Annotated in this window: 5 protein-coding genes and 1 pseudogene; 3 read left to right on the plus strand and 3 right to left on the minus strand. The window is 22.3% G+C overall.

The features are described 5' to 3' along the window. Both Q1J76_RS03090 and Q1J76_RS03095 read right to left on the minus strand, forming a co-directional pair. A pseudogene (locus Q1J76_RS03090) lies at window positions 1-785 on the minus strand (VWA domain-containing protein); the annotation flags it as partial. Next, window positions 772-2,358 carry an AAA family ATPase gene (locus Q1J76_RS03095; RefSeq protein WP_300366618.1) on the minus strand — a complete coding sequence of 529 codons (1,587 nt, stop codon included), beginning with the start codon at window positions 2,356-2,358 and terminating at the stop codon, window positions 772-774. The gene Q1J76_RS03095 and the pseudogene Q1J76_RS03090, both read right to left, overlap by 14 nt. A gap of 123 nt (window positions 2,359-2,481) precedes the next feature. Here Q1J76_RS03095 and Q1J76_RS03100 point away from each other — a divergent pair, with 123 nt between their 5' ends. Then, window positions 2,482-3,102 (plus strand): HAD family hydrolase, encoded by a 621-nt coding sequence (locus Q1J76_RS03100; protein WP_300366620.1) that lies wholly within the window; start codon window positions 2,482-2,484, stop codon window positions 3,100-3,102. Window positions 3,103-3,234: 132 nt separating this feature from the next. Here Q1J76_RS03100 and Q1J76_RS03105 read toward each other — a convergent pair whose 3' ends face one another. Further along, a complete protein-coding gene (locus tag Q1J76_RS03105) occupies window positions 3,235-3,915 on the minus strand; it encodes a hypothetical protein (RefSeq protein WP_300366622.1) in 681 nt (226 codons plus the stop codon). A 389-nt stretch (window positions 3,916-4,304) separates the two neighbouring features. On the opposite strand from Q1J76_RS03105, the gene Q1J76_RS03110 reads away from it, so the two are divergent. Both Q1J76_RS03110 and Q1J76_RS03115 read left to right on the plus strand, forming a co-directional pair. Beyond that, a complete protein-coding gene (locus Q1J76_RS03110) occupies window positions 4,305-5,429 on the plus strand; it encodes a glycosyltransferase family 4 protein (protein ID WP_300366624.1) in 1,125 nt (374 codons plus the stop codon). A gap of 85 nt (window positions 5,430-5,514) precedes the next feature. Continuing rightward, the coding region (locus tag Q1J76_RS03115) for an AMP-binding protein (protein WP_300366626.1) at window positions 5,515-6,575 on the plus strand (1,061 nt) is incomplete at its 3' end.

The following is a 6,575-nucleotide window of genomic DNA, read 5'->3' on the forward strand; positions in this document are numbered from 1 at the left end:
ATAATATTTTCTATATCTTTAGAAAAATATATACCTACTATTTCCTCTTTTGAACTAATTTTTTTATTTGTATTATTATATGTATTTTTAAACTCTATATTTTTTATTGATTTTTCTATATCAACTCTTCTTCCTATACTATCACAAATAATTTCTATATCCTTATGTTCATTAATAAAATCAACCCATCTTTGCAATAGAGATATGTCATTTTCTTCAAGCTCTCCTACTCTAAAATCCCATAATACTCCTGTTTTTATCCTTAAAATATTAGACATATACTTTAATTTTTTTAGCAAATTAATCCAAGATTCTATATCGGTAATAAATTTATCTCTTCTATCCTTTACTGTAGAAACAAGCCAATCATTATTCTTTTTATTATAAGTTTTTTCCCAAGCAGAAATTATATTCTTTTTTAAAATATTTAAATTATATTTATTGTGTAATATATCCTTCCAAAATGTTATATTATTTGATAAAACACTAAAATTATTTAAATCATTTAATATATCTTCTTCAGTGATTTTTATATCTTTATTTTTTAATCTTTTTAAAGCCAAATCCAATTCTGTTTTATTTTGATTATAAGGATTATTATCATTTATAAATATATTTAAATCTTTTTTCCATTTAGTAATTTTTATCTCTAATTCTTCTTCTAATCTATTGTCATTACTGATATTATTAAATTTTTTATTGAAAGTTCCATGAAAAACTCCTCTGACCATCATTTCAGTTTTTTTTATTTCATTTTTATAAAAGTCATTATTAAATTGTTTCATGATTTTCTATTTCACTTTTTAATCTCTCAGCATCTAATTTATCATTCTCAAGATTTTCTATATGAGAATTAAACATATCAATGTAAAAATTAAATTCATCATCTGATATAAATATACTTTTATTCATATTTTTGTTTTTATCAAAATCATTTTTAATATCAATTATAATATTATCAATACTTAATATGAGAGAATTTATTAATTTTAAATATGAGTCTTTTTTTTGTTTTTCAATTTTTTTTGTACTAATTTTTTTCATATAAAATTCAGGCTCAGCATAAGTCAAAAACTCATAATTCCTAGACATTATATTAGAAACAAATCCATTTGCTGCTATAGATGAATTAATTTCAACAGTACATTTGTCCCCTGCATTAAAATTACATCTGAACTTTCTTGTTTGATTTCTTCCAATATCCAATGGATAAAAATACACTTTTTTTCCTAATTGTTTTATAGGTATATAAATTATAGTTTCTCCTTTATTCCCATATTCATCAATATTTATATACAAAGTCTTTGCTATATGAGGTTTATCATCTATATTTTCCGTATCATAAGTCTTTTCTAAATTATAAAATTCATTATCTATATTTTCCTGAACTTTTTTAAAATTTTCTCTCCATTCATTAATATTATAATTATTCAAATCATATGACATCTTAATAGCATTTTCTGTAATTTTTTTTACTACTTGAATATGTTCTTCCAAACTCCATAAGCAATTATAAATTAAAATACTTTCATAAATATCAACTTCATATTTTCCATTTAAATATGAAGACATTTTTAATATATATGAAATATTCTGCCATCTTCTATCAGAAACATATATTGGAATATCTCTATTTTCATCATTAAATTTTTCTATAGAAAGTTTTATATTATGAATTATGTCTATAACTGTTTTAGAAATTTTCATATTATTTGCTTCATTACGAAAATTAAGCCATTCTTCATTTGAAATTTTTAATTCTTCATCTATTTCTATATAAGAATCCAATTGAGTATTCTCAAGCAGTTTTTCAAAATTATCTTTATTTTTTATATTATTAAGCATAAGCCTAATAATGAATCTATCATATAAAGCTTCAAGCCCCTGACCTTCAGGTGGAGTTTCATTACTAGCAGAAATTAATGCTTTTAAAGGTACTTTTATTTCTTCATAACCATTTTTAAAAACTCTTTCATTAATGATTGTTAAAAGTGTATTAAGTATTGCTGGTGTACTTTTCCAAATCTCATCTAAAAATGCAAAATCAGAATCTGGTAAATAGCCTTCAATTTTTCTAATATATTTATCATTCTTTAATTCTTCTAAACTAATAGGTCCGAATATGTCTTCAGGCGTACTGAATCTCTGCATTAAATATCCAAAATATTTTGATTCTTTAAATGCTGATGATACTCTTTTTGCTATGAAACTTTTAGCTGTACCTGGAGGACCATATAGAAATATCGCTTTTCCTGATATTGCACTGAGTAATGTCAATGTTATTATTTCTTCTCTTTCATAAAGGTCTTTTGAAAGATGTTTAATTATTTTTTCAATTCTTAATTTAGTATTTTTCATAAAATTATTTTAATTTCGTATTTAAATAAATATATTTTGTATTATTATATCATTTTTAATATAAATTGGAATTCTTTATTATTTATGTTATATTTATGATATATCATTTTTTAAGGTTTTAAAATGTTAAAATATAATAATATAAAATTACTAATATTCGATATGGACGGTACATTGATAGATAGTGCCTATTTAAACTATTATTCTTACTATAATGCTTTTAAAGAATTCAATATAGAGTTGAATAAAGAATATTTTTATGATAAATGTTTTGGTCTTCATTATAAGGTATTTACAGAAAATATTTTAAAATTAAATGATAAGCTTATAAATGATGATATTAAAAATAATGAACTTATAGAATTAATACATAATAAAAAAGAAAAAATATATTTAGAAAATCTTAATCTTATAAGTATTCATCCTTTTGTATTTGAAACTTTAATTGATAATTATAATAAAAAAGAAAATAAAAAATATACAGCATTAGCCACAACAGCTTCTCCAAATGGAGTATACGGAATATTAAAAGAATTCCAACTTGAAAAATTATTTGACTTAGTTTTAACAGGAAATGATATAGAAAAAAAGAAACCAAATCCAGAAATATTTTTCAAATGTTTTAATCATTTCAATGTAAAAGAAAAAGAAAGCATTATATTTGAAGATAGTGAAATAGGACTTAAGGCTGCCAATCAAACCAATGCTTGGGTTATAAAAATAGAAAAATGGGTAAATATATAAATTCATATATTATAAAATTTTTTTTAAAAACATACTCATAAATCCATTAGCCCAGCTGAATATTCCTAATTTTTATAGAAATAATTAAATATATAAAAAAATTCATTTTCTTATCAGAAGAAAAATTAATATTTATATCTTTTCTTTGTACATAGTAAATGAATAATAAACATCCCATAAATTATTTTGAATATATAAATTATCTTTTACCGATTTTTTTATAGCAAATAAATGAAACCATGAGAATACCCCTCCTAATATTTTATGCTTAATACTTTTATTGTACCAAGAAGTATCGCATGTATCCCAATTTATACCATACCATTTTCTTTTCCAAGTACCCAAGCCCCAGCTATGAAATGCGTATGTAAATACAATATCATATTTATGCTTCTTAGTTACATGTTTATGAGAAAATGCCGTTACTGCCATAACATCTTCATCATCTTTATAATAGTTCAAAGCATTATTCATAAACTCAAGAAAATATTTATTAGTTTCTATATCATCTTCTAATCCTATAAAATATTCATGATTTTGAAATATTGTATTAACAGCATTAACAGTAGAGTATTTAATACCTAAATTTTTTTGAGCTTCATATACATATACATTTTTAAAACCATCTTTTATAGTCCTAATATATTCTCTAAGTTCAAAAACAGCTCTTTCATCTTCTTTTTTATTTGGAGCATCAGAAAATATATATAAATCAGTTTGAGAAGCTAAAGTATTTTTTTTCAATGCTTCAATTACTCTCTTTGTATGTTCTATCCTATTATAAACTATTAGTCCTACAGGTGCAAAAATCATAAATAACTCCTTTAATTTTATATATCAATTTATTTTGAAAAGGAGTAGTTTATTAAATTAAATATATATTGAAAAGTTTAATTATTTTTACATTTTTAAAATAAATATCAAAATATAGTATTTTATTTTTTATAATTAAAAAGATGTATATTTTCCGTATAAAAAAATCCTGCAATGACAATAAAGATTTTATACTGTAAAAAACAGAATATATTTTATAGTATATTATTGAGTTTTGAGTTTTGAGTTTTGAGTTTCATAATGATTATATTATATTTTATTCCTACTTATTTGTCAAGGCATCAGAATAATATGAAAAATAGCTAAATTCATAAATATTTTATAATACTATCCTTGTAATATAAAAAAAATACATTATTATTGATAGAATGAACAATATAAAAAAAATAGCAATAATACACCCTACTTTCGGATATAATGGAGGAGCAGAAAATGTCATACTTTCATTCTCTGAATATTGCCATAGTTTAAATATAGAAATAACTATTTACACTTATAAATTAAGAGAGAATATATCCAATAATATAAAACAAATAAAAACGGATATAAAATTAAATCCATTTATTTTTAATAAAACAGCTAAATTTTTAGCTAATGAATTACAAAATTATGATGCAGTACTAATACATAATTTCCCAGCAACAATATTTTATGGACTTGCTTTTAAATATGCTGAAAAGAATAATATAAAATTGCCTAAAAGTTTTTGGTACTGTCATGAGCCAAGTGTAAGACTTTATGGATATGATGATAAGAGTTATAATAAACTTCAAAAAACTTGGGATATAATAGCAAGATATACTATGCATTTGGATAGATTTGGAGTTTCAAAAATAGATTATATAATGTCAAACAGTATAAGAACTAAAGAAACTGTAAAAAGGGTTTATAATAGAGATGCTGAAGTAATATATCCTTGTATAACTAATTCAAATATAATTACAGAGATAAATGAAGGAAATTACTTTTTATATATAGGAAGAATAGAAAAACCCAAAAATTTAGATAATGCTTTCAAAGCTTTTAAATTATTATTAGAAAAAATAGATAATAAAGAATTAAAATTTATAATAGCTGGTAAAGGAAGAGAAGAAAAATATTTAAAAGAAATTGTAAAAAATATGAATTTAGAAAATAATATAATATTTAAAGGTTTTGTATCTGAAGAAGAAAAAAATGAATTACTTAATAAAAGTTATGCTTTAGTGATGCCTGCTATTAATGAACCATTTGGACTTACAGTTATAGAGGCATTATATTGCTCTTGTATATCTATAATTTCAAATAAATCTGGAGTTTATGAGGCTGTCAAAGATTATTCTATAAGCTGTAATATGGATAATATAGAAGATATTACTAATTCTATGATGCTTGTATATAAAGATAAAAACATAAAACATAATATTATTTCTGCTTCAAAATCTATACTATATATTTTTACAGTGAAAATATATAGCGAAAATGTTATAAAATATATATTAAATCACTTGTAATATTTTTAATATCTATTATAGTTATAATTAACTATATTTTTTAATAGTTATAATTCATTATTTTTTATATTACTTTGGAGATATTATGAGAAATTATACTTCTATACCTAGTGCTTTTTTTGAAACAGTTAAAAATATTGCTCAAAGCCCTGCCTATAGATATAGAGATAATAATGAAGAGAAAGTTACAATAACATACAAAAAACTTTATGATAAAATAAATGCTGTAGCTAAAGCTTTTGATATTAAAGGATTATCAAAAAAGCATGTGGCAATATTTTCTGAAAACAGAATAGAATGGTTTATATCCGATATGGCTCTTTTAGCATTAGGATGTGCAGATGTTCCTAGAGGAATAGACTCCACTTCTGATGAATTAAATTATATAATTGAACATAGTGAATCTGAAGCTGTTCTTGTAGAAAATGAATATGTATTCAAAAAGATAGAAAAACATATTAAAGATTTATCATTAATAATATTTCTTGACAGCTCTAAACATGATCCTGATAATAATATATATTCTTTTGATAAATTCATTGAACTTGGAGAAGAAGCTTTAAAAGGTGATGATGATTTTGCAATAAAAAAAGCATCTAAATTAACAAATGATAGCATAGCAACTATAATATATACTTCTGGAACTACAGGAAAACCTAAAGGTGTTGTACTTACACATGGAAATATACTGCATAATGTAAGAGTACTTCCTGATATAATTAATTTAAAAACTGGAGAAAAACTTCTTACTATACTCCCAATTTGGCATATATATGAAAGAACAATATCTTATGTAACAGCAATAATAGGATGCTTTACAGCTATAACAAATAAAAGATATTTAAAAAATGATTTCACAGAAGAAAAGCCTGATATATTTATTTCTGTACCAGCTATATGGGTTAATATATATAATACAGTTATGAAAAATATAGATAAAAAAAGCACATTAGCTAAAAATCTTGCTAAATTTGTTATAAAAAGATCTATGAGATATATAAGAAGTTTAAGATATCAGAATGATTTGATTTATTTAATAGGAGATGAAAATAGAAACAGTAAAAAATCTGAATATAGTATAGGTATATTTGATCCTATTTATCATAAAATGGCTCAAAAAATGGTTTACAGTAAAATACAGGAATT

Source organism: Brachyspira sp. (genome assembly GCF_029258575.1).
In the GTDB taxonomy this organism is placed as follows: Bacteria; Spirochaetota; Brachyspiria; order Brachyspirales; family Brachyspiraceae; genus Brachyspira.